The 23,018-nt window shown below is 59.2% G+C and carries 24 protein-coding genes and 1 tRNA gene; 8 read left to right on the forward strand and 17 right to left on the reverse strand.

Annotation, left to right across the window (positions count from 1 at the left end; genetic code table 11):
* Positions 1–4: 4 nt before the first annotated feature.
* From C8D82_RS14675 to C8D82_RS14700, 6 genes are all read right to left on the reverse strand, one after another.
* Complete coding sequence (locus C8D82_RS14675; RefSeq protein ID WP_207776144.1) at positions 5–739, reverse strand: prepilin-type N-terminal cleavage/methylation domain-containing protein; 735 nt, start codon at positions 737–739, stop codon at positions 5–7.
* A gap of 316 nt (positions 740–1,055) precedes the next feature.
* Positions 1,056–2,072 carry a LacI family DNA-binding transcriptional regulator gene (locus C8D82_RS14680; RefSeq protein ID WP_116885038.1) on the reverse strand — a complete coding sequence of 339 codons (1,017 nt, stop codon included), beginning with the start codon at positions 2,070–2,072 and terminating at the stop codon, positions 1,056–1,058.
* Between the two features lie 185 nt (positions 2,073–2,257).
* Positions 2,258–3,568, reverse strand: a complete 1,311-nt coding sequence (locus C8D82_RS14685; protein ID WP_116885039.1) for an ArsB/NhaD family transporter — start codon at positions 3,566–3,568, stop codon at positions 2,258–2,260.
* 16 nt (positions 3,569–3,584) lie between these two features.
* Complete coding sequence (locus C8D82_RS14690) at positions 3,585–4,499, reverse strand: PTS sugar transporter subunit IIA (protein ID WP_116885040.1); 915 nt, start codon at positions 4,497–4,499, stop codon at positions 3,585–3,587.
* An 82-nt stretch (positions 4,500–4,581) separates the two neighbouring features.
* Positions 4,582–4,986, reverse strand: coding sequence for a hypothetical protein (locus C8D82_RS14695; RefSeq protein ID WP_116885041.1), 405 nt, complete (start codon positions 4,984–4,986; stop codon positions 4,582–4,584).
* Between the two features lie 153 nt (positions 4,987–5,139).
* Positions 5,140–5,964, reverse strand: a complete 825-nt coding sequence (locus C8D82_RS14700; RefSeq protein ID WP_116885042.1) for a hypothetical protein — start codon at positions 5,962–5,964, stop codon at positions 5,140–5,142.
* Between the two features lie 176 nt (positions 5,965–6,140).
* Between C8D82_RS14700 and rpe the strand changes: the two genes are divergently transcribed.
* The 8 genes from rpe (at position 6,141) to C8D82_RS14740 (ending at position 10,248) form a co-directional block, all read left to right on the forward strand.
* A complete protein-coding gene (rpe, locus tag C8D82_RS14705; RefSeq protein ID WP_116885043.1) occupies positions 6,141–6,845 on the forward strand; it encodes a ribulose-phosphate 3-epimerase in 705 nt (234 codons plus the stop codon).
* An 18-nt stretch (positions 6,846–6,863) separates the two neighbouring features.
* A complete protein-coding gene (gene gcvT / locus C8D82_RS14710) occupies positions 6,864–7,982 on the forward strand; it encodes a glycine cleavage system aminomethyltransferase GcvT (RefSeq protein WP_116885044.1) in 1,119 nt (372 codons plus the stop codon).
* On the forward strand, positions 7,979–8,326 hold the full coding sequence (locus tag C8D82_RS14715; protein WP_116885045.1) for a hypothetical protein: 348 nt from the start codon (positions 7,979–7,981) through the stop codon (positions 8,324–8,326). Before gcvT ends, C8D82_RS14715 begins: the two co-directional genes overlap by 4 nt.
* The gene (locus tag C8D82_RS14720) at positions 8,323–8,682 is read left to right on the forward strand and encodes a hypothetical protein (protein ID WP_116885046.1); all 360 of its coding nucleotides are present in this window, start codon (positions 8,323–8,325) and stop codon (positions 8,680–8,682) included. Before C8D82_RS14715 ends, C8D82_RS14720 begins: the two co-directional genes overlap by 4 nt.
* A 75-nt stretch (positions 8,683–8,757) precedes the next feature.
* Positions 8,758–8,831: transfer RNA gene (locus C8D82_RS14725), tRNA-Cys, on the forward strand.
* Positions 8,832–8,939: 108 nt separating this feature from the next.
* Positions 8,940–9,233: a nucleotidyltransferase family protein gene (locus C8D82_RS14730; RefSeq protein ID WP_116885047.1), complete on the forward strand. Its 294-nt coding sequence runs from the start codon at positions 8,940–8,942 to the stop codon at positions 9,231–9,233.
* Positions 9,230–9,595, forward strand: coding sequence for a HepT-like ribonuclease domain-containing protein (locus C8D82_RS14735; protein ID WP_116885048.1), 366 nt, complete (start codon positions 9,230–9,232; stop codon positions 9,593–9,595). The genes C8D82_RS14730 and C8D82_RS14735 overlap by 4 nt, the downstream gene beginning before the upstream one ends.
* Positions 9,596–9,834: 239 nt before the next feature.
* Positions 9,835–10,248 (forward strand): thermonuclease family protein, encoded by a 414-nt coding sequence (locus tag C8D82_RS14740; protein WP_165833102.1) that lies wholly within the window; start codon positions 9,835–9,837, stop codon positions 10,246–10,248.
* A gap of 67 nt (positions 10,249–10,315) precedes the next feature.
* Here C8D82_RS14740 and C8D82_RS14745 read toward each other — a convergent pair whose 3' ends face one another.
* The 11 genes from C8D82_RS14745 to rpoC form a co-directional block, all read right to left on the reverse strand.
* The gene (locus C8D82_RS14745; RefSeq protein WP_165833103.1) at positions 10,316–12,085 is read right to left on the reverse strand and encodes a glycoside hydrolase family 36 protein; all 1,770 of its coding nucleotides are present in this window, start codon (positions 12,083–12,085) and stop codon (positions 10,316–10,318) included.
* Between the two features lie 169 nt (positions 12,086–12,254).
* Positions 12,255–12,518, reverse strand: coding sequence for a 30S ribosomal protein S19 (gene rpsS / locus C8D82_RS14750; RefSeq protein WP_116885051.1), 264 nt, complete (start codon positions 12,516–12,518; stop codon positions 12,255–12,257).
* Positions 12,518–13,348 carry a 50S ribosomal protein L2 gene (gene rplB / locus C8D82_RS14755; protein ID WP_116885052.1) on the reverse strand — a complete coding sequence of 277 codons (831 nt, stop codon included), beginning with the start codon at positions 13,346–13,348 and terminating at the stop codon, positions 12,518–12,520. Before rplB ends, rpsS begins: the two co-directional genes overlap by 1 nt.
* Before the next feature lie 19 nt (positions 13,349–13,367).
* Positions 13,368–13,649 (reverse strand): 50S ribosomal protein L23, encoded by a 282-nt coding sequence (gene rplW, locus C8D82_RS14760; RefSeq protein WP_116885053.1) that lies wholly within the window; start codon positions 13,647–13,649, stop codon positions 13,368–13,370.
* A gap of 12 nt (positions 13,650–13,661) precedes the next feature.
* Positions 13,662–14,291, reverse strand: coding sequence for a 50S ribosomal protein L4 (rplD, locus tag C8D82_RS14765; RefSeq protein WP_116885054.1), 630 nt, complete (start codon positions 14,289–14,291; stop codon positions 13,662–13,664).
* 12 nt (positions 14,292–14,303) lie between these two features.
* Positions 14,304–14,960 (reverse strand): 50S ribosomal protein L3, encoded by a 657-nt coding sequence (gene rplC, locus C8D82_RS14770; RefSeq protein WP_116885055.1) that lies wholly within the window; start codon positions 14,958–14,960, stop codon positions 14,304–14,306.
* Between the two features lie 73 nt (positions 14,961–15,033).
* Positions 15,034–15,357, reverse strand: coding sequence for a 30S ribosomal protein S10 (gene rpsJ / locus C8D82_RS14775; RefSeq protein ID WP_116885056.1), 324 nt, complete (start codon positions 15,355–15,357; stop codon positions 15,034–15,036).
* A gap of 3 nt (positions 15,358–15,360) precedes the next feature.
* A complete protein-coding gene (gene fusA / locus C8D82_RS14780) occupies positions 15,361–17,475 on the reverse strand; it encodes an elongation factor G (RefSeq protein WP_116885057.1) in 2,115 nt (704 codons plus the stop codon).
* A gap of 22 nt (positions 17,476–17,497) precedes the next feature.
* Complete coding sequence (gene rpsG / locus C8D82_RS14785) at positions 17,498–17,968, reverse strand: 30S ribosomal protein S7 (RefSeq protein ID WP_116885058.1); 471 nt, start codon at positions 17,966–17,968, stop codon at positions 17,498–17,500.
* 33 nt (positions 17,969–18,001) lie between these two features.
* Positions 18,002–18,418, reverse strand: a complete 417-nt coding sequence (rpsL, locus tag C8D82_RS14790; RefSeq protein WP_116885059.1) for a 30S ribosomal protein S12 — start codon at positions 18,416–18,418, stop codon at positions 18,002–18,004.
* Positions 18,419–18,621: 203 nt separating this feature from the next.
* A complete protein-coding gene (rpoC, locus tag C8D82_RS14795; RefSeq protein ID WP_187144150.1) occupies positions 18,622–23,013 on the reverse strand; it encodes a DNA-directed RNA polymerase subunit beta' in 4,392 nt (1,463 codons plus the stop codon).
* Positions 23,014–23,018 lie beyond the last annotated feature (5 nt).

Consider the following 23,018-nt stretch of genomic DNA (forward strand, 5'->3'; position numbering starts at 1 on the left):
CTTTCTAACGTTTCACATAATAGACGCGGCTGTTGATCACGGTACTCTCCATCCCCCCGACCTGTTCCGGGGACTTCATCTGAAGAAAACCGTATGCGGCGACATGCCCGTCGATATGGCCGAAATTGCCGGTCATGCCGCTGTGCGGATAAGCCGTCCGGTCGATCGAATTCGTCAGAACCGGCAGATCCGGCATATTGTTGGTAAAGCCGGTATGAATATTGGAATCTCCAACCAGGATAATCTGACTGGGACGCCTGACCTGATTCAGTTTCAAATAATCATGCCACTCATCCACCGGTTTACCATTGCTCGGATTGATCCATCCCATGTGCATATTCCACGAAAGTGTGGGATTCTTGGTCTGTACCGGGTTCGCGCTGCAATCCCGCTTCCGATTGCGGGCGCGCGGAAAACCCCACGCCGCCTGATCCCACTCGTAGAACCCTTTGACGCCCATATAGGGAACCAGTTTGTACGACCAGTATTCCGAACCGTTGAAGCCGCCGGTGCAGTATTGGTCCTGCGCCTGCCGCGGCGTCGATCCGGGCAGCACGAAATCATCGTTGTCGCCGATGTAGAGATAAGCCCCCTGACTGATGCCCTTCAGATTCCCGGCGCACTCCACCGCGAACGCCTTCGCCCGCGCCTTGTTCAGCGCCGGCAGCAGCATCGCCGCCAGAATCGCGATGATCGCTATCACCACGAGCAGCTCAATAAGCGTAAATTTCCGATACATTTCCTCCCGCTGCCTCTCGCCAACCTTTGCCGCATTGTACATATTTCCTCCATTGTAAGCAAATTATGTTTACCGATTCCACGTCGTCCGATATCGACATCGCCGCGAGCCTGTTCCCGTGATGCGAAACATCTCTGGAGTGCCAAAGCCTTTTGGCTTGCTCCCGTGACGCGAAGCGTCTCTGGAGTGCCAAGCTTTTGGCTTGCTCCCGTGACGCAAAGCGTCTCTGGAGTGCGGAGATTCATCTCCGCTTTCCAATCGCACATACATAAGCAGCCTTGCCGCCCGGCCAATCCCCTGCTGTTTCAACCGCCGCTCACCGGCGGCGCGGCGGGGCTGTCGTCTTTTTCACGACCAGCTCCGGCACCACCCGGATCTCCTGCCACGGGGCTTCGGGAGCGGCGATCCGGTCGAACAGCGCCGTCACCGCCGCCTCCGCCAGTTTTCCCGCGTGCTGTTCCAGGCTGGTGATCCCGTGCGACAGAATCGCCGGATCCGACATATTCGCAAACCCCACCACCGACAGCTCCTCCGGCACCCGGCGCCCCACGATCCGCGCCGCTTCCAGCAACTGCGCCGCAAAGATATCGGTAAAAGCTCCGACCGCGGTCAGTTCCGGATGCGCCTGCAATGCGGCGGTCAGCACTGCCGCCTCCGGCGTGTCCCAGCCGCCGTCTCCGATCAGGATCAGCGTGCAATCGGCGTGTTTCCGGCAGAAATCTTCAAATCCCTCCCGCCGCAGCCGCGCCGGGCTTGCCCCCTGCGGCCCCTGATAGTATCCGAGACGGCGGTGTCCGAGTTTGTACAGATACTCCGCCGCCATCCATCCGCCCGCATAGTCGTCGGTTCCGACGAAATCGATATCCGCCGGGACCTTGCGGTCGATCGACACGATCGGCAATCCCCGGCTGGTCGCCTCCGTGAAATACCGGTTGTCCGCCTGGTCGTAGCGCGGCACGATCAAAATGCCGTCCACCCGGTGTTCAAGCAGCCGCCGGATGCACGCCTGATCGTCGATCTCATCGTCGTCGTTCAGCGAAACCAGCCCCAGATAATCCCGCTTCACCAATTCCCGGTTCAGCGCGGAAAAGAGTTCGGCGAAAAAGGTGCAGTGAATGCCGCTCACGATTCCGACGGTTCCGGTCTTGCCGGTGCGCATTCCGTTGCTCAGGCGGTTGTCGTGATAGCCGAGCCTGCCCGCCACCTCCAGAATCCGGTCCCGCGTGGCCTGCGCGATCTCCCCTTTCTTCTTGATCACCCGGGACACGGTTGAAATCGAATATCCCGTCGCTTCCGCGATATCCTTCAAATTGACGATGTAATCCTTGGTCATACCATTGCTCCAGAAGTATCCGCAAACGTTACCGCAAACGATTGCGGACTATTTTAATTATGATCGATTTCAATGGAAATGTCAATACCGGACGGAAAGAAATTCGTGATTTTTCGGGGATTCCGGCTGAAAACGGCACAAAAAAACGGCCGGAAGTCCAACTTCCGGCCGCCATTGCGTTCCGCTTACCACTTGTGGATATAGCGCAAATACAGATAGATCATGCTCAGGAACGTACTGATCAGCATCAGCGGCGCGCCGTAGCAGGTGAAATCCTTGAAGGTGAGCTTATACCGGTTCTTGCGGGCGATCTGGCTGATCACCACGTTGGCCGAAGCGCCGATCAGCGTGCCGTTGCCGCCGAGGCAGGCGCCAAGGGCCAGCGACCAGAACAGCGGCTCGCTGATCTGGGCGCGGATCGCCTCGGTATCGGCCTCGATTCCCATCTGCCTGGCGAAAACCGGCACGATCGAGTTGATCAGCGGAATCATCGAAATCACCAGCGGAATGTTGTCGATCACCGCCGACAGGATCGCCGCTCCCCACAGAATCACCATCATGGTCAACGCGAAGTTGCCCTTGGTGAGTTCAACCATCCCATGCCCGAGCATCGTGAAGACGCCGTTGATTTCGAGCGCGCCGACCATCATGAAGAGGCCGCAGAAAAACAAGATGGTGTTCCACTCCACCTTTTCGAGCATATGAGCCAGCTCCACCCGGCAGACCAGCGCCATGATGAAAGCGCCGCAGATTGCGATCAGCCCCGGCTCCAGATGGATCAGGCGGCTGGTGAAAAAGCCGAGCAGCACAAAAGCGAATACGATCAGCGAACCTTTCAGCCGCCCGGCGTCGAGAATCGCCAGGCGCGGTTCGGTCAGCTGCACCTGCGCCACCGCTTCCGGATTGCTCCTGAGCCTTTTCCCCATGAAAACCACCACGATGCCGAGAATCGCCAGCGTGATCACCACAATGATCGGGGTCAGGTTGATCAGGAAGTCATTGAAGCTCAGGCCGCAGCTCGCGCCGATCAGGATGTTCGGCGGGTCGCCGATCAACGTCGCGGTGCCGCCGATATTCGAGAAGATCGCCTCCAGGATCAGGATCGGCACCGTCGGCAGTCCGAGCAGCTGGGTGATCAGGATCGTCACCGGAGCCATCAGGATCACCGTGGTCACATTATCCATGAAGGCCGACACGATCGCGGTCGCCAGCAGGAATTCCACCGTGACCAATACGCCGTTTCCTTTGGTCTGCCGGGCAATCTGCACCGCCAGATATTCAAATACGCCGGTCGTGGCCATGATGTTCACGATGATCATCATGCCGACCAGCAGCCCGAGCACATTCAGATCCACCTTGCCCAACATGTCGTTGAACCCGGCGACCTTGAACACCACCATCAGTCCGGCGCCCAGCATCGCGGCGATCGTCTTATCGATTTTCTCCGATGCGATCGCGATGTAGGCGAGGACGAAAATAACAATTCCAGCTATCATGATCCGTCACGCTTTCTTACAGGTTGATGATTCGTTCGAGCAGTTGCGCCTGCGTGATCACGCCGAGCAGCCCGTTGTCGCGGTCGACCACGTAGACCACCGCCTGATGCTGAACGCTGATCGCGAACACGATTTCGATCAGTGTAGCTTCCTGCGGAAACAACGGAAGCTCCCGGTTCATCACATCTTCCACATGGGAAGCGGCTTCCACTGAAAAATATTTTTCAAACGGGTCGAAATAACGGATAAATCCGACACTTTTCAACTGGCTGAAAAAATCCGGGATGCCCAGCTTGAACAGCTCGGAACTGCTCAATTCTCCGACCAGCTTCCTGCCGTCCAGCACCGGAATCACCTCCTGCCGGTTCTCCGCCATCAGCCGGGTCGCCTCTTTCAGCTCCATCTTCGGAGTCGCGAAAACGCGGCAGGGCACCATGATATCCGCCGCAATCAGCGTATGGATCGCCTTGCGGACCTCCGCCAGCAGCTTTCTGACCTCCTCCGCTTCGCGCGCGCCGGACAGCCGGCGAGCTTTGTCGTCGGCCCGCAGACAGCTGCCGAGGTCGGCCATGAAACGCAATCCCTCCACCGGATTTTCCTCCGGAACCAGCAGCAGACAGGCCATCGTCAGCGGCCGATCGTCGGGAGTCGGGCAATCAAAGGGTTTTGCCAGCTTCGCCAGCACGACGACCGGCGACTCCAGGCCGGGCAACCGGATATGGGGCAGAATCAGTCCGTTGCCGACCGCAGTGGGGGACTGCTCCTCGCGGATTTTGACCTGTTTGAAGATTTCAGTCGGTGAGATTCCGCATTTTTTCGCGTACTCGTCCTTTACCGCGGCCTTGGCTAAAGTGAGAAAAAGATCGTCTTCGTCCCTGATCTCCAGATCGGGAAGAAAGCTGACCGACACCGGATATTCATTGAGGTTCATAATTGTACTCCTGAGTAAACAAGGAAACCATGTCAATTCAAATTCTGTTCAGATACCGGAATTCCCTGTCGCTGCAGGAAATTCAACAGAACGGCACAGGAGGCGACCGCCCGGCCGGCAGTTCCGAATAAAGCCTGTGCCGCGGCCGGCCGCGGAAATCGGGATGAAACTTTTTCCCCGCCGTTCCCGGCAAGCCCTGCTCGCCGCAGGGCTGAACTTCCGCATATTCACCGATAAATCCGGATTTTTTCCACGAGTCCGGCAACAGTTTTTCCATTCCGGTCACCGCCGGCTCCGTCATCCCGAAAACCGTTACGCCATTTCCCCGGTCCGGCGTGCCGACCGCTGCTGCCGTAATCCGGGCCGATCCGAAATTCACCGGCGCACACCACCCTTCTCCGGCGGCAAAAATTTCGCCGCCGAACCCGAATCCGCACAGCGCCGTCAGCACCAGGATCAATGATAGGCCGATAAACTTCAAATTCATAAAAACCGAACAGGTTTACAAATGGAACTCTCTTATAAAATAGTTGCATATCCCGTAGTTTTCAAGTTCAGAATAGTTCGGGAATGCTGAAAAAAATCCGAATCTTCCGGTTTCCCGGAGAATCAGGAGGGGGCTGTACAGTGCAAGCCGGGGCTACGCCAGCGGCAATGTTGTCGCGGCACGGGTCATCTCGTCGTGATACCCGATCACGGGGTCCAGCTTGCCGATATAAGGGCCGAGCGACTCCAGATAATGACAGGTCGCGAAATGCTCCGATTTCTCCTGATATCTCTCCAGCCAGCGGTTGAGCCGCAGCTCGTGCTCGGGAGTCGTCGGCCAGACCGCCTTGATCCCGGATTGGCCGATCCGGTAAGGTTTCGGAGTCAGCCGGGCGCGATAACAGTGCTGGGCGCAGCAGAGCTGGGCATACAGCGCGTCGGAATTGAAATCGGCCATCAATTTCTCCATCGGTTCCGAACCGGGTTCGAAGCCGCCGCGCGGCAGCAGCAGCCGGTATCCGGCGCAGGTTTTGTAAACCCGGATCGTCACTTCGCGGTACTCCGGCCGGGCCGCTACTTTGCGGATGCGGTCCAGAATCTCCGGGTCGGTCAGCGGCTTGCCGCCTCCGAACGAGATGCCCAGAAAACGGAACTTCGGCTCGGAAAAAATTTCATTCGCATCCACGTCGATAAAGACCAGCTTTTCGGAATTCAGCACCAGCGCCCCGTAGCGGTTGCGCGTGACGATGTTTTCCGGCGAAAACTCCCGGACGATCTCCTCGCGGATCGGCCGCTCCTGATATCCCCACTCCGTCTCCTCGCCGTTCACCCGCAGCTGGATCTGGCTGAGCAGCCACTCGGCGCGCTCCTCGGCATCCTCATGCGAGATGTCGGAGTAGCCGTAAACGCGGGTCGGCTGAACCGAATCGCCGACCTGAATCGCCCCGAGCTTCTCGACCCAGTAATGGTAAATCTTCATCGTACTTCCTGAAAATGTTTGGAAACCTGCAATTGAATTAATAATAACATCCTGACGCGGAAAAGCAAGCGGAATTTCCAACCAAACCGCTATTTCCGCATGAAAAGCATTTCCCGGCGATTGTAAAAACACCGAAAAAGTGGTATATTTCCAGTCAAGACAAGGGAGATTTTTTTATGAGAGACCTCAGGGAACTTCCGCTCGACCGGATTCTGGTTTCCCCGTCGGTGCTGGCGGCGGATTTCACCGAACTCGCCGCGGAAATCGACCGGGCGGTTCAGGGAAAAGCCGACCTGATCCATCTGGATGTGATGGACGGCTGCTTCGTGCCGAATATTTCCTTCGGGCCGCCGGTGATCAAAAGCATCCGCAAGCGGACGGAGCTGATCCTCGACACCCATATCATGATCGAACATCCGGTCCGTTATGCGAAAGCATTCGCCGAAGCCGGTTCGGATCACCTGACCTTCCATCTGGAGTGCGCAGATCCGACCGCCGAAGCGATCGAAGCGATCCGGCAGGCGGGCTGCACGGTCGGCATCTCCCTGAAACCCGCCACTCCGGCGGAGGCGGTTTTCCCGTGGCTCGACCGGATCGACCTGGTATTGGTGATGACCGTTGAACCCGGTTTCGGCGGCCAGAAATTCATGGCGGACCAGATGCCGAAAATCGCCGCGATCCGGCGTGAAATCAAACGGCGCAACTTGCATGTCCAGTTGGAAGCGGACGGCGGCATCGACGAAACGACCGTCATTCCGACCGCCTCCTGCGGCGCCAACATGATCGTGGCCGGCACCAGCGTCTTCCGCCATCCGGGCGGCGCCGCCGAAGGCATCCGGCTGCTGCACGACGCCGTTTCCGTACTGGATACGAACCTCTAACCCCGCAGGGAGCGCAGTATGGCCGCACTAAAAAACACTCCGATCGTGGAATACCATATCGAACTCGGCGCCAAGATGGTTCCGACCTCCGGCTGGAATATGCCGCTCCACTACGGCGAGGGGATCATCGCCGAACACCGGCACACCCGCAAGGCCTGTTCCGTTTTCGACATGTGCCACAAGGGCGAATTCCGGATCGCCGGGCCGGAAGCGGTCCGGGCGATGGACCGCATCCTGGCCCGCCCGGTCGCGGACCTGCCGGTCGGCGGCTGCCGTTATAACTTCCTGCTAGATGACGACGGCGGCGTGCGGGACGACCTGCTGGCGTTCCGGATGGCGGACGACGACCTGTTCCTGGTGGTCAACGCGGGCAACACCTTCGCCGACGCCAACTGGATCAGGGAGCGCCTGCCGGAGCGCGGCGCGGAATTTTACGACCTTTCCGCCGATATCGCGATGCTCGACCTGCAGGGGCCGCGCTCCGCCGACGTGCTGCTGGAGCTGGGGATGAAACTTTCGGACCTGCCCGGCCATTTCCATGTGTCGCTGGCCGATCTGGACGGCATCCGCTGCATCATCAGCCGGACCGGCTGCACCGGCGAACTGGGCTTTGAGATCTATTTCGACGCGGAGTACGCCGACCAGCTGTGGGATCTGTTTCTCTCCACCGACCCGGTGATGCCGGCGGGTTTGGGCGCCCGCGATACGCTGCGCCTCGAAATGGGTTATCCGGTCCACGACCACGAACTCCACCGCGAATGGTCCCCCTTCGACTCCGGCGCCGGCTCCCTGATCGACCTCGAATCGGAACGTGATTTCATCGGCAAGGCGGCGCTGCTGCAGCGCAAGGCGACCCGCCAGCTGATCGCGGTGGAACTGGAAGGGCGCCGCGCCTCCCGGCCCGGCAGCGCGGTGCTGAATGAACGCGAGGAGATCATCGGCGTGGTGACCAGCGGCTCTTTCTGCCCGACCCTTGAAAAGGCCGCCGCGCTGTGCAGTATCGAAATCGACTGCGCCAAAGTGCCCGGCGACCGGGTCCTGCTGGAAGCCGGTGACGTCCGGCTGCCCGGAACCGTGGTGGAGCGCCCGTTTTACCGCAACGGAACCGCCAAAGAAAAACTGGAACCCGAAGCATGATGATCCCGTTGCTGGTGCTGGTCGCGTGGGTGCTGCTCACCGTCTGGCCGCTTTTCTTCCGCCGCTGGAAATATTGGAAATACCTGCTGCCGCTCAGCAATTTCATCGTGGTCGCGCTGGGGGCGTGGCTGCTCTGCTACTTCCAGATGGAACGCAACTTCACCCGGGGAGCGGAGGCGGAGGCGGTCAGCACCACCCGGGAGTACCTGAAAAACGGCGGCGATCCGGCAATCCTTTCCCGGAAGCTCGAAGCGGTTTCCGATTCGCCGCCGCCCGCCACTCCGCGCGGAGTGATGCGTCATTGGCTTGACGCGATTCCGCCGCTGCCGGAGGAACAGCCATGAACATCATGATCATCGCCAATCTGCTGATCGTGGTCATGGTGTTTCTGGTGCTGCCGTACTGGCTGATCGGCAAACTGAAATTCGACCGCAAAGTAAAACTTTCGATCGGCTTCAACTACTACGGATTGATGATCGTGATCTATCTGGGGCTGATGATCTGCTCCAGCTTGAACACCGCCCGGAAGGTCGCACAGGAAAACGTGAGCACGCTCTCCCGGGCGCTGAAAGAATATCCGTCCGCCAGGGTGCAGGCGGCGCTGGAAAAATGGCTTCACAACGGGGAAGAGAGCTACTTCCTGCTGAAAAATGAGCTTCCGGTTGAAGCGCCGGAGCCGGAACCGCCGGCCGGGAAATAGTTTTTTGCAAGTTTCCCGGCTTCTCGGTTTGACAAACCCTCCAAACGGATATATATTCAATACCATCTCAAACGAGGCGTGGTAGCCAATCGGTTAGGCAACGGTCTGCAAAATCGTTTAGACCGGTTCGACTCCGGTCCACGCCTCCATTTTTTTGCCCTCAAATCCCGGTTTCCGCGATGGAAACCGGGATTTTTCTGTATCGTAATTGAAATTTCCCGTAAGCGGTTTATATTTACAACGGACAGGAGGAGATCATGTGCAAACTCGATGAACTCAGAGCAAAACGGGAAGATATCTACCGGATCGCGCGAACGCATAAGGTGGAAAAGCTCTACGTGTTCGGCTCCTGCGCCCGCAAGGAGGAAACACCGGATAGCGACGTGGACTTCATCGCCAAGTTTTCGCGTGGAACCACGCTGTTCGACCAAGCGGAGTTATTGGAACAACTGTCTGAATTTCTGCACTCCAAAGTTGATGTGGTTTCGTTGGGCGCGTTAAACGGCGATACGTTCAGCCGCGAAGTAGAAAAGGATATGGTGGCACTTTGAATCCTGACATCAATCGGTTGGAACATATACTCAAGGGCATTTCCCGTGTCGAAGAGACACTGACGGTGTCTTATGATGAATTTATCCGCAATCAGGATAAAAAAGACATTGTCTTCGCTAATTTCGCCATGATTGGCGAAGCCGCCGCCCGAATATCCGATGACCTGCGGAAAGCGCATCCTGATGTTTCATGGAAACGTTCCGTTGCCATGCGCAATGTACTGATACATAATTATATGGCTGTTGACTACAGCATTGTCTGGGATACGGCGATGGATGATTTGCCGGTTCTGAAAAAAACAGATACAAAAGATACTGGAGGATATATCGGAGAAATAACCGAATCTTACAATTGTATATGACAAGTCTATTTTGACTTTCAGCAGATGCTCAACTAGAAACCCACTACACTTCTAACACGAGAGCCATTGCTGGAGGAGGGTGCCATATTTGGTGCTCCCCTCTTGCATTCTCGTGTGGGCTCGTAGTGGGGCCTCTAGTTGGTGCAATTGGGGTTGCACCTCTTTTTTTGCACAAATTTTCATCTGCCGCGTAAGATTGCCGATAGCTTCCGTATAAAATGACGAAGGAGATGAAAACAATGAAACGAGTATTGCTTCCGCTGTTCGGAATCCTGCTGCTGGCCGGATGCGCCGCCGGTCCGCAAACACGGAATAAGCCTTATCCCGATGTCAAAGTCTCCCGCCTCCTGAAAGTGATCGACGGCGACACCTTCCGCTGCGACATCGACGAACACTCGGCTATCGCGGGCAAAAACATCTCCATCCGCCTCCGGGGGATCAACACACCCGAACTGAGAAGCAGGAATAAAGAGGAGCGCCGATCCGCCCAGCTTGAAAAACAACGCCTTTCCGATCTTCTGCACAACGCCCGCGTGATCGAGCTGCGCAACATCGGCCGGGACAAATACTTCCGGATCGACGCCGACGTCTATATCGACGGCGAGCCGCTCCTGCCGAAGCTCAACCGGCAGTATCTGACCCGGGGGAAATAATCCACAAAGGCAAGCAAAGCAAAAAGCGCGTCGATGCCTTTCGGCCTGCTTTCCGGTAGTTTCCGGTTCAGAACCGGAGCCGCAGCAGCCCCGCTGCCGGCACTCCCACCCGCTGCGGCCCGGCGGCCGGCAGCGCAATCTCCAGCGCCATCCCGGTTGCAGAGAAGAGCTCCACCGCAACCGGGGCTTCCGCCAGATCCAGATAAACGCCGGACTTGCCGGAAGCGTTCACAATACAGAGTTCATCTCCCGGCGCCGGAGCGAATTCCACCACCTGATCCTGCGCATACAGCGCCGTCACCTGGCGCCTGCCGCGGATCGCGGTCACACGCGGATAGTCCAGTTCCGGGTGATCCGCCCGCAGCGTGCCGTCCAGCAGCACGTCGCGGTACTCCCTCCAGAATCCCAGATAGAAACGCAGCATCGCCCGGTGTTCCGCCGGAACCGCCTCCAGCCGCACCGACACCTGCGGCACCGAAAACAGCACATTGAGCAACTGAAGCGCCGCCGTTTCGACCGGTTCGGCATAGTTCCACATCAGCATGTCGGCGTGGACGGCGCTGTCTCCGGCCAGCATCCGCACATCGATCGTGCGCACCCGGTTGGTCACCGCGTCGTTCGGACAGTCCGCGGCGCGGAACATATTGCCGTACTTGCGCATCGCCGGGCCGATATAACGCTGCCGGAATTCGATCATCACCTCCGGCTTGATCGCCCGCAGCCGCCGCATCGTCTCCGACAGCAGCACATCGACCGCCTCCGGCAGGGATTTGAAGTCGCGCCCGGCGTAATTCTCCGCGACGGCGGGATCTTCGCCGCGAATCTCGAAGGTGTCGATGAAATCCAGCTTGAAGCCGTCCAGGTCCCACTCCCGCAGCGCCTTCTCATACAGGCCGATCAGGTAGTCGCGCACCTCCGGGAAACGCGGATCGAGCGCCGCCGCCCCGAGGCGCTCTTCAAAAAACAGGGTCTTGTCCCGGAAACGCTCAAACGCCCGGCACTTCTTCCCGAGCCACGGCATCGAATACCACAGCACATATTTCAACCCCGATGCGTGGACGTTGCGCACGTGCGCCGCCATATCCGGGAAACGCTCCTGGCAGACCTCCCAGTCGCCGCAGAACGCATATCCCCGATGGTTGTCCAGCGTCTGCCAGCCGTCGTCGACGATGATGCTCTTCATGCCGAATCCGGCCGCCGCCCGGCACTCCGCCTCCAGCTCCGGCGCGAACAAATCCTGATGATAGCTGTACCACGAGGAATAGACCACCTCCCGCGCCTCCGCAGGAACCGGGCTGGGACGGTATTCGGGCATCTCCGCCCACCAGGCGGCGACATCGTTCAACGCGCGCTCATAACGCACCGGACGGATATCCAGCCGCAAGGTGCACTCATATCCGGAAACGGGAGCCGTCGGACTGCGGAAGGCCTCAAGCGCGCACTCCATCACGGAATTGCGCTCCTCCACTCCGCAGTGCATCTCAAGTTGATTCATCGCATCGGAAAAAGCGAACGTCAGACGGTTCTCACCGGCCTGATTGAACAGCGTCATCACCGGGGCACCGCTGGCCAACTGGCTGACCTCCCGGCTCCCCCAGTTCGGCGGAATCAGCTTGCTCCGGAATGCCAGCGGCGACCACCGCCCCTGCAAATCGATATCGGGGAACTCCCAACGCAGCGCAAAAGCCGGCATCACCGCCGGTTCCGGGCGGCTGAATTGAAAATGAAACTCGGCAATTCCACTTTCCACCTCTTCCATGAAAGCCGCCACCTGCCAATCGGCGCACTCCCCCTCCAGCCTGACCTCGATTCCCGCCCATGCCATCGGCTTTACCATAGTTTCCTCCCGAAAATTTTTCATTCCAACCGGCACAATTCAAAACACTCTCCAATATACCCGTCCCGCACCGGATTGCAAGCGGCAACCCTCAAGCGGCCTGCCGGTTCGCACAAAAAAACCCGCACTGCGATAAGCGGTGCGGGTCTTCTGTTTCAGCTTCGGGCAATTACTTACCGGAAACGACGCCGTGATCCTTGAAGGAACGGGTCAGGGCAAATTCGCCGAGCTTGTGTCCGACCATGTTTTCAGTGACGAAAACCGGCACGAACGACTTGCCGTTGTGGACGTTGAAGGTGTGACCGACAAAGTCCGGAATGATCATGGAGCGACGCGACCAGGTTTTGATCGCAGTCTTGGGACCGGTCATCTTCTCGACCTTGTCGATCAGATACTGATCCACGAACGGGCCTTTCTTAATCGATCTGGCCATTACTTCTTCCTCCGTTCAACGATGAAGTTCTTGGAAGTCTTCTTCGGGTTGCGGGTACGCTTGCCCTTAGCCAGCACGCCCCACGGCGAAACCGGATGGCCGCCGCCGGAAGTGCGGCCTTCGCCGCCGCCCATCGGATGGTCGACCGGGTTCATCGCCACGCCGCGGACATGCGGACGGAAGCCCATATAGCGCTTCTTGCCGGCCTTGCCGAGCTTGACGTTCATCCGTTCCAAGTTGCCGATCTGCCCGATCATCGCGCGGCAGTTCAGATGCAGCATCCGGACTTCGCCCGAAGGCAGCTTGATCTGCGCATAGGTCTCTTCCTTGCCGCGGAGAGTCGCCACCTGGCCCGCGGAACGGACCAGCTTGGCGCCGTTGCCCGGCTGAAGCTCGATGCAGCAGATGTTGATGCCGACCGGAATATCCCGGAGCTTCATGCTGTTGCCCGGCTTCAGTTCGGCCTTCGGGCCGTTCATCACCACATCGCCGACCTTCAGGCCGACCGGGGCGAGGATATAGGCCTTCTCGCCGTCGGCATAGCTCAGCAGAGCGATGTTCGCAGTACGGTTCGGATCGTATTCGATCGAAACCACCTTCGCCGGCACGCCCTCCTTGGCGCGGACGAAGTCGATCATACGATAACGACGCTTGTTGCCGGCGCCGCGGAACCGGGTCGTGGTACGACCGTAGTTGTTGCGTCCGCCAGTGGACTTCTTACCCTTTACCAGACTCTTTTCCGGCTTGTCGGTGGTGATTACAGCTGCGTAATCCAGCACCGCCATATGACGCCGGGAGGGAGTCACGGGATTAAAATTCTTAACCGCCATTTAAACATTCTCCCCCGTCTTAAATGATTTCAATGCTGCCTTCGGACAAGGTGACAACCGCCTTTTTCCAATCGGAGCGGCGTCCCGTCTTCATGGAACGGCCGGCCCGCTTGGCCTTGCCCTGATAGTTCAACACATTCACGGATTTGACCTTGACCTTGAAGAGTTCTTCGATGGCCCGGCCGATCTCAATCTTCTCGGCATCGGTCCTGACCTTGAAGGTGTACTTCTGCTCCGCAATCAGAGCATTGCACTTCTCGGTGACGACCGGCGCGATGATGATATCAAACGCACTTCTCATTGTTGTTCCTCCTTACGCCAGCCGCTGGATGAACGCGTCCAGAGCATCCTTCGTGAAAAGGAGCTTCTTGAAACGCAGAAGTTCATACACATTGACCGTGTCCGTCTTGCGAAGCACGACGTTCGGGATATTGCCGGTGGCGCAGACTGAAGCCGCATCAAGTTCCGGCAGCGAAATCATCACCGTCTCATTCGCGACATTGAGATTCTTCAGAATCGCGAACGCATTCCGGGTCTTGTGATCCGCCAGTTCGAACTTGTCGAGCAGCACCAGATCGCCTTCGACGATACGCTCGGAGAGCGCACGCTTCAGCGCCAGCTGCAGCACCTTCTTGTTGACCTTCTTCGCGAACGAGCGCGGACGGGGTCCGAAAATCGTACCGCCGCCGACCCACACGGGACTCCGGCTCGAACCGGCACGGGCACGGCCCATACCCTTCTGACGGAACGGCTTCGCGCCGCCTCCGGAAACTTCGCCGCGGGTCTTGGTGCAGGCGGTGCCTGCCCGCTGTCCCGCGAGATAAGCGACCACCGTGTCATGCACGGCCTGCTCACCCTTTTCCAGCTCGATCACACCTTCCGGAATGACATATTCGCCAACCCGGGCACCTTTGCAATCAAGGATATCTAACGTATTCGACATCTTGCTCACCTATTACTTCTTCGCCCCGGTTTGCTTTTTGATCGCACTCCGGATCAACAAGATACCGCCGTTGGCGCCCGGGATCGCTCCCTTGACCAGCAGTACATTGTCTTCCGCCATCACGCGGACAACCTGCAGATTCTGCACGGTGCGCGGAACGTTGCCCATATGGCCCGGCATCCGCTTGCCCTTGATCACGTTGCCCGGCCATTCGCAGCAGCCGATGGAACCGGTACGCCGGGTCCAGACACCGCCGTGGCTCGCGCGGCCGCCGCCGAAGCGGTAACGGCGCACAACACCCTGGAAACCGCGGCCCTTGGTGGTGCCGACCACATCCAGATAGTCGTTGGCTTCAAAAACATCCGCATTCAGAACAGTACCCGGCGCAGGAGCCTCGTCGCCGGCGGCGGTGCGGATTTCCCGCAGCACCGACGGCAGCTTGTCGCCCGTCACTCCGGCTTTCGCCAGGTGGCCGGCACGCGCCTTGGTCACATTCTTCGCCTTACGCTCGCCGAAACCCAGCTGAACTGCCGAGTATCCGTCGCGCTCGACCGTCTTGACATCAGTCACCACGCAGGGACCGGCCTGAACCACCGTCACGGGGATCAGCACGCCCTTCTCGTCGTAGACCTGAGTCATTCCGACCTTTCTACCGATTAATCCTTTCATACTTTCTCCTTTCGTGAGAAATTTCGATACTTGCCCCCAATCGGTCGGGGGCCTTGGTATCTAGGGTTCCGACTTAGAACCCGGTCTTGATCGTGATGTCCACGCCGGCGGGAAGGTTGAGCTTCTTGAGCTCGTCGACCGTCTTCGCCGTCGGGTTTACAATGTCCAGCATCCGCTTGTGCGTGCGGATTTCAAACTGCTCCATCGACTTCTTGTCGACATGGGGTGAACGGTTGACCGTCCAGCGTTCGATCCGGGTCGGAAGCGGAACCGGGCCCGCAACCATGGAACCGGTGCGCTTGGCAGCCTCAAGAATCTCATTGACCGACTGATCCAGAATCCGATGCTCGTAAGCCTGAAGCCGGATCCGGATGCGCTGGTTTTTTCCCGTAGCCATAGCTTATTTCTTCTCCACAATTTTATCTTGGATTTGTTTTGGAACACGTTCAAAGTGGGCCGGTTCCATCGAGTAGGTGGCGCGGCCGCGCGACAGCGAACGGATCGCGGTCGCATATCCGAACAGCTCGGAGAGCGGCACATTCGCGTTGATCCGCGAGTTGCCGTTGCTGCCGGCGTCGATGGAAACGATCTGGCCGCGGCGGCTGGTGAGGTCGCCGATCAGGTCGCCGGTGTTCTCATCGGGAGCGGTCAGCTCGACCTTCATGATCGGCTCAAGCAGCATCAGGCCGGCCTTGCGGGCGGCATCCTTGAACGCCATCGAACCGGCGATCTTGAACGCCATTTCCGAGGAGTCGACTGGGTGATAGGAACCGTCGATCAGCTCGACCTTGAAGTCGATCACCGGATAACCGGCCAGCACGCCGGAAGCGGCCGCCTCGCGGATGCCCTGTTCGATCGGCTTGATGTATTCTTTCGGGATATTGCCGCCGACGACCTTGTTTTCAAACACAACGCCGCTGCCGCCTTCGCCCGGGATAAGATTGATGATACAGTGGCCGTACTGGCCGCGGCCGCCCGACTGGCGGACGAACTTGGTATTGGAGTCGGCCGGCCCGCACAGCGCTTCGCGGTAGGCGACCTGCGGCGCACCGGTGTTGGCCTCGACCTTGAATTCGCGGACCAGACGGTCCAGAATGATCTCAAGGTGCAGCTCGCCCATACCGGAGATGATGGTCTGCCCGGTTTCCTCATCGGAGTGAATCTGGAAGGTCGGGTCCTCATCGGACAGCGCAATCAGCCCCTTGGTCAGCTTGTCGCGGTCGCCGGAGGATTTCGGCTCGACGGCGATCGAGATCACCGGCTCGGGGAAACTCATCGATTCGAGGACGATCGGATCGTCTTCCAGGCAGATGGTATCGCCGGTGGTCACATTCTTCAGACCGACCGCCGCCGCGATATCGCCGGAGAAGATTTCGTCGTGCTCCTCGCGCTGATTCGCGTGCATCTGCAACAGACGGCCGAGGCGCTCGCGCTTGCCGGTACGGGGATTGAGCACGCTCATGCCCTGCGCGGCGACGCCCGAGTAAACACGGAAATAGTACAGCTTGCCGACGAACGGGTCGGTCATGATCTTGAAGACCAGCGCCGCAAACGGCTGCAGGTCGCCGACGTGACGGGTCAGCGGCGCGCCGGTGGAGGGATCGGAACCGTGGATTTCCCAGATGTCGACCGGGCTGGGCAGGTAGTCGACGACGATGTCGAGCACCGGCTGCACGCCCTTGTTCTTGAACGCGGTGCAGCAGGCGACCGGCACGATGCGCGCGCCGCAGGTCGCACGGCGGAGAGCCGCCTTGAGCTGGTCGTGCGTCGGAGCTTCTTCCGCGAGGAAGAGCTCCATGATCTCATCGTCGACTTCCGCGAGGCATTCCACCATGTGGTTGTACGCCTCTTCACGGCGCTCGGCCAGCTCGCCGGTCAGCTCCTCGGTGGTCATCTTGACACCGTTCGTAGCGTCGTCGAAATAAACCGCCTTGCCTTCGAGCACGTCGATCACGCCCTTGAAATCGGCTTCCTTGCCGATCGGCAGCATCAGCGGAACGGGAGTCGCGCCGAGCTTGCTCTTGATTTCGGCGACGACGCCTTCAAAATCGGCGCCGGTGCGGTCCATCTTGTTGACCAGCGCGACGACCGGGACCTTGTACTTCTGCGCCTGGCGCCAGACGGTTTCAGTCTGGGGCTGAACTTTGCCTACCGAGCAGAAAACCGCAACCGCACCGTCGAGGACGCGCAGCGAACGCTCCACCTCTGCGGTGAAGTCCACGTGTCCGGGAGTGTCGATGATATTGATACGATGGTTTTTCCAATAACAGGTAGTAGCAGCGCTGGTGATCGTAATTCCGCGTTCGCGCTCCTGCTCCATCCAGTCCATCGTGGCAGTACCTTCGTGGGTATCACCGATCTTGTAGTTCACGCCGGAATAGAAGAGAATGCGTTCCGTCAGCGTGGTTTTGCCGGCATCGATGTGCGCCATGATGCCGATATTGCGGGTGTCCTTCAGCGCAACCTTGCGGTGCGGAGACTCATGATATTGGGTTTTGTCTATCTCGGTACTCATAATCGTTCACTGCTTCCGGCGATTACCAGCGGTAATGGGCGAACGCCTTGTTCGCCTGCGCCATTTTAAAAGTATCTTCCTTTTTCTTGATCGAGGAACCGGTATTGTCAAACGCATCCAGCAACTCTCCGGCGAGGGACTCGGTCATCGACTTGCCCTTGCGGCCGCGGGAATAGGTGACAATCCAACGCATCGCCAGCGCGACCTGACGATCGGGATCCACTTCGACGGGGACCTGATAGGTCGCACCGCCGACGCGGCGGCTCTTGACTTCCAGCTTCGGCTTCACGTTCTCCAACGCCTGATTGAAGACCTCGATGGCCTCCATATCGGCCTTCTTGCCCTGAATCATGTCCAGCGCGCCATAGACGATCTGCTGCGCGGTGGACTTCTTGCCGCGGGTCATGATCGTATTGATCAGCTGCGCGACCAGTTTGCTGTTGTACTTCACGTCGGGAATCAACTCCCGCTTCACGACACTGCGTCTTCTCATGTGTTTCGCACCCTATATAGTTAACTGAATCGCTTACTTCTTCTTGCCTTTGCCCTTGCCCGCAGCCTCTTCCTGGCCCGGCTTCGGACGCTTCGCGCCGTACTTGGAACGCCCCTGACGGCGCTTGTCGACGCCGAGGCTGTCCAGCGCGCCGCGCACGATGTGATAACGGACGCCGGGAAGGTCGCGGACACGGCCGCCCTTGACCAGCACCACGGAGTGCTCCTGCAGATTGTGGCCTTCGCCGCCGATGTAGGCGGTGACTTCCTGACCGTTGGTCAGGCGGACGCGGGCGATCTTGCGCAACGCGGAGTTCGGCTTCTTGGGAGTGCGGGTGGTGACCTGCAGACAGACGCCGCGACGCTGCGGACAGGCGCTCAACGCCTTGGATTTGCTCTTCTTAACCTTTTCTTCGCGCCCGAAACGCACCAATTGGTTGATTGTCGGCATAACAACTTCCTGATTTTTTATATTTAAATGCGATTGTCAATCCTGTTCAGCATACATCAAAGACTCATAAAATAATACCTGAAAGCACGTTTTGCAAATTGCGCAACTGCTTTTTCGGCAAAAAATCCTGAATAATGCCGAATTTCGCGCTTCCGGGAGACGGATTTCCAACCCGGCTTCCCGGAAGCGTTTACCAACTTTCCTTAAAATTCGTCTTCAGAGGGTTCGTCGCCGAAATCGGTGTCAAGCTCGCCGAAACCGTCGTCTCCGGTTTCCGGCAGAAGCTCATGCGCCTCATCGGGCAGGGAATCCCCGTCGTCGCCGAAATCGACGGCGGCGTCATCCTTGAGATCCGAGTCGCGCCAGGCGGCCGCAATCTCTTCGACCGAGCGCTCGCCCGGCTCCTGAGTCGGAAGCTCCGGCTCGATTTCCTGGCCCAGATACTTGAGACGGATCGACTGCATCAACTCCGTGCCGGTACCGGCCGGGATCAGATGGCCGGTGATCACGTTCTCCTTGAATCCGGTCAGGTTGTCCACCTTGCCGACAGTCGCCGCCTCGGTCAGGATTCGGGTGGTATCCTGGAACGACGCCGCCGAGATGAAGCTCTCGGTTTCCAGCGCCGCCTTGGTGATACCAAGCAGAATCGGCTCGGCTTCCGCCGGCTTGCCGCCCTTGTCGATCGCCTCGCGGTTGACGCGGTCGAACTCGGTGCGGTCGAGCTGCTCACCCGGCAGATAGTCGGTCGAACCGGAATCGGTGATCCGGACCTTCTGCATCATCTGACGGATGATGATCTCCACGTGTTTGTCGTTGATTTCCACGCCCTGGGCGCGATACACCAGCTGAATCGCGTCAACCAGGTGGCGCTGCAGCTCGTGGATGCCGCAGACTTCCAGCAGCGTGTGAGGCACAATCGAACCTTCAGTCAGCTTCTGGCCCTTGCGGACGAAGTCGCCTTTGCTGACGGTCAGGTGCTTATGCGCCGGAATATTGTTGTGCTCTTCGGTCATGCCCGATTCCGGATCGCGGATCAGCAGCTGGCGTTTGCCGCGGGTGATCTTGTCGACCTCGACGTAACCGTCGATGCGGGCGATTTCGGCGACATCCTTCGGGATGCGCGCTTCGAACAGCTCCGCAATACGCGGCAGACCGCCGGTGATGTCCTTGTTCTTCGCCGACTGCCGCGGCACACGGGCGACCACCATGCCGGGGGTCACCTTCGCACCGGCCTTGGTCATCAACACCGCGCCGGCCGGCAGCGGATAGTTCGCGAGGAACTGGCCGTCCGCGCTCATGATCACGATCTGCGGGTGGAGGTCCTCACGGTGCTCCATCACGGTCGCCTGATCCGAACCGCCGCGCTTCTGCTTCTGCAGCGTCACGCCTTCGACCAGGTCGTGCAACTCGACCACACCGGCCTCTTCGATGATGATCGGCACGTGGTTCGCTTCCCACCGCACGAAGACCTCGTTGGCCTTCACGGTGTCGCCGTCGTTCTTGTCGAGGATCGAACCGGCTTCCAGCTCATAGCGGTCCAGCTCAGCTTCCCGCAGCGCATCCGACCAGAAATCGTAATCCTTGTTGTAGATGGTGCCGAGCGCCTCGGCCTCCACCTGCGCCCGTTCACGGGCGGCCTTTTCAGCGGCCCTGGCAACGGCGGCATCGTAGACGATCACATAGCCGTTCTTGTTGACGACGACGGTCTTGCCCTTCTGGTTCTTGATCGAGCGGACGTTGAACAATTTAATCGTACCGTCGTGGCGGGACGCGATCACCGGCTGCTTATAGGCGCTCGACGCGGTACCGCCGATGTGGAACGTACGCATGGTCAGCTGGGTGCCGGGCTCACCGATCGACTGCGCGGCGATGATGCCGAGCGCGTCGCCTTCCTTGGCCAGACGGTCGCTGGCCAGATTGCGGCCGTAACACTTGATGCAGACGCCGCGCAGAGTTTCGCAGGTCAGCGTGGAACGGATCAGCACGCGCTGGATGCCGCGCTTCTCGATCAGTTCGACCACTTCCGGCGTGAACTCCTGGCCGGCGCCCACGATCAGGCGGCCGTCCGCAAACGCGGGGTCGCGGATATCCTGCGCACTGAAGCGGCCCAGAATGCGGTCCTTCAGCGGCATGATGGTTTCGTCACCCTCGATGATCGCGCTGGTCCAGACGCCCTTGCCGGTACCGCAATCCTCTTCGCGGCAGATGATATCCTGCGCGACGTCGACCAGACGGCGGGTCATGTAACCCGAGTCCGCGGTCTTCAGCGCGGTATCGGCCAAACCCTTGCGGGCGCCGTGGGTGGAGATGAAGTATTCCAGCACCGACAGACCTTCGCGGAAGTTCGAGATGATCGGCCGTTCGATGATGTCGCCCGACGGCTTCGCCATCAGGCCGCGCATACCGGCCAGCTGACGGATCTGGTCCTTGCTGCCGCGCGCGCCGGAGTCGAGCATCGCGTAAACCGGGTTGATCTCGCCGCGGCGCGACGCCGCTTCGAGGCGGACGAACAACTCGTTCGCCACCGCGTTACTGGCCTGGGTCCAGATGTCGATCACCTTGTTGTGGCGTTCGCCGTCGGTCAACAGACCATTGTTGTACTGCTCAAGCACGCTGTCGATCTGGGTGCGGGCGTTCTCGATGATCTCCTCTTTCTTCTCGGGGACCTGAAGGTCCGCGATGGAAATCGAGAGACCGGCGAGCGTCGCCTGGCGGTAACCCATGTCTTTCAGGTCGTCCAGCAGCTTGATCGTCGCTTCGTGTCCGGCGATCTTGTAGGAGTCGCTGATCAGGCGGCCGAGGTCCTTTTTCTTCGCGATCTGGTTGTAGAAGCCGAGACGCTTGTCCCAGATTTCATTGAAGAGGCAGCGGCCCGGAGTCGTCAGGATGAATTTGCTCTCCTTGTCGCCGTACAGCGTGTCGCGGCCGAAGTCGGGATTCGGAATCTTCACCGCGTCGTGAATCTTCAGAAAGCCGGACTGCATCGCGTAGATCACCTCGAAGTAGTCGCGGTACAGCTTCGCCTTCTCCTTGTTGCGCGGCTCGCAGGTCATGTAGTAGCTGCCGAGGGTGATGTCCTGGGTCGGCGACACGATCGGCTTGCCGTTCGCGGGCGAGAAGATGTTGTTCGGGGAGAGCATCAGGAGCTTGGTCTCCATCTGCGCCTCATTCGACAGCGGCACGTGCACCGCCATCTGGTCGCCGTCGAAGTCCGCATTGTAGGCGGTACAGACCAACGGGTGCAGACGCAGCGCCGAACCTTCGATCAACACCGGGTCGAATGCCTGAATCGACAGGCGGTGCAGCGTCGGCGCGCGGTTCAGCATCACGGGATGCCCCTTGGTCACTTCGTCGAGGATATCCCAGACCTGCGGCTCGCCGCGCTCGATCATCTTCTTGGCGCCGCGGACAGTGTGCGCGAAACCGCGTCCCTTCAAGTGGCGGATGATGAAAGGTTCGAACAGGATCATCGCCATCTTCTTAGGCAGACCGCACTGGTGAATCTTCAGCTCCGGCCCGACCACGATCACCGAACGGCCGGAGTAGTCGACGCGCTTACCGAGCAGGTTCTGGCGGAAGCGGCCCTGCTTGCCCTTGAGCATGTCGGAGAGCGACTTCAAGGGACGATTGCCCGCGCCGGTCACCGCACGGCCGTGGCGGCCGTTGTCCAGCAGCGAGTCGACCGCCTCCTGCAGCATGCGCTTTTCATTGCGGATGATCACATCCGGCGTATGCAGCTGCAGCAGGTTCTTCAGGCGGTTGTTGCGGTTGATCACGCGACGGTAGAGGTCGTTCAGGTCGCTGGTCGCAAACCGGCCGCCCTCCAGCGGAACCAGCGGACGCAGGTCCGGCGGAATCACCGGCAGCACGGAGAGCATCATCCACTCGGGACGCGAATTGCTCGCCATGAATCCCTCCACCAGGCGCAGGCGCTTGGCCAGCTTCTTGCGGATCGCCTTGTTGCGGGTGCCTTCGAGGTCGACCTCCAGCTCCGCCTTCAAGGAAGGCATGTCGACGCGCTCCAGCAGCGTCTTGATCGCCGGAGCGCCCATATCGGCGATGAACGCATCGCCGTAGTCGTCGCGGGCCTGACGGTATTCGATCTCGTCCATGGTCTGGCCGATCTGCAGCGGGGTGTCGCCCGGATCGGTGACCACGTACTCTTCATAATAGATCACCCGTTCCAGCGATTTGGCCGCCATATCCAGCACCAGGCCGATGCGGCTGGGCATGCACTTGAAGAACCAGATGTGCGAAACCGGCACCGCCAGTTCGATATGGCCCATGCGTTCACGGCGCACCTTGGCCTGGGTGACTTCCACGCCGCAGCGGTCGCATACGATGCCCTTGTGCTTCACGCGCTTGTACTTGCCGCAGTTGCACTCCCAGTCGCGGGTGGGGCCGAAGATGCGTTCGCAGAACAGACCGCCCTTTTCGGGCTTGAAGCTGCGATAGTTGATGGTTTCCGGGTTCTTGACTTCACCGAACGACCAGGAGCGGATCACTTCCGGAGACGCCACATTAATCGAAACCGCGCTGAACGAAGTCGTCGAGCTTTTGCCCAACAGCTCCCGATAAGCATAAGTATTGTCAATCAAGG

Origin of the sequence: Victivallis vadensis (assembly GCF_003096415.1) — a bacterium.
Classification (GTDB): Bacteria; Verrucomicrobiota; Lentisphaeria; order Victivallales; family Victivallaceae; genus Victivallis; species Victivallis vadensis.